Genomic DNA, 738 nt, shown 5'->3' on the forward strand with positions numbered 1-738 from the left:
TCGGCCTTTTGAGGGCTGCCTGTTCTCCCATACAATTTTCCGTAACTCGCTATATTATAACGGAAGTTAACGTTTGCATTCCATACACGATGCATAGAATTGTACGAATAATCGATAGGATTGTCGCTAGTGACGGGCTGCAGCTTGGAGTAGTATAGAGGCGAACGAGAGATCATCGTACAAACCTAATCGATGGATGGAGGCTTATCATCTATGGAACAGATACGAATCGGCACGCTGGTCGGAGGAGCCGACGCGCCGCGCATCCTGCCGCAGATCATCCCGCACGGCTTCGAGTCGTTCGGCCTGACCTTCTGGCAGACGACGGGACAGACCAACCTCTCGGAGCTGGCCAAGCAAGTGAGGGAGATTGCGGACGCGCATGACGTCGTCATCTCGCATGTCGGCGTCTTCGGCAACCCGCTCACCGGCGCCGACAACAATACCGATACGCTGGCGAGCTGGGAGCGGCTGATCGACCATGCCGCGGACTTCGGCACCGACCTGGTCGCCGGCTTCACGGGCCGGATGCCCGGCGCGATCGACGAATCGATGAGCCGTTTTGCCGAGGTATTCGGCGAGCTGGCCAGACGCGCCGAGTCGAGAGGCGTGCGGCTTGCCTTTGAGAATTGCGACATGGACGGCACCTGGAAGAGCGGCGACTGGAACATCGCGCACAATCCGACGGCCTGGGAGATGATGTTCAACGCGGTGCCGATGGACAGCCTCGGCCTGCAG

1 protein-coding gene is annotated in these 738 nt (G+C 58.8%); it reads left to right on the top strand.

Annotated elements, in window-relative coordinates; all coding sequences use genetic code 11:
• Nucleotides 1-213 precede the first annotated feature (213 nt).
• A partial coding sequence (locus PA598K_RS26485) for a sugar phosphate isomerase/epimerase family protein (protein ID WP_148091996.1) occupies nucleotides 214-738 on the top strand: 525 nt, incomplete at its 3' end.

It is taken from the genome of Paenibacillus sp. 598K, from assembly GCF_003851045.1.
Taxonomy (GTDB): Bacteria; Bacillota; Bacilli; order Paenibacillales; family Paenibacillaceae; genus Paenibacillus_D.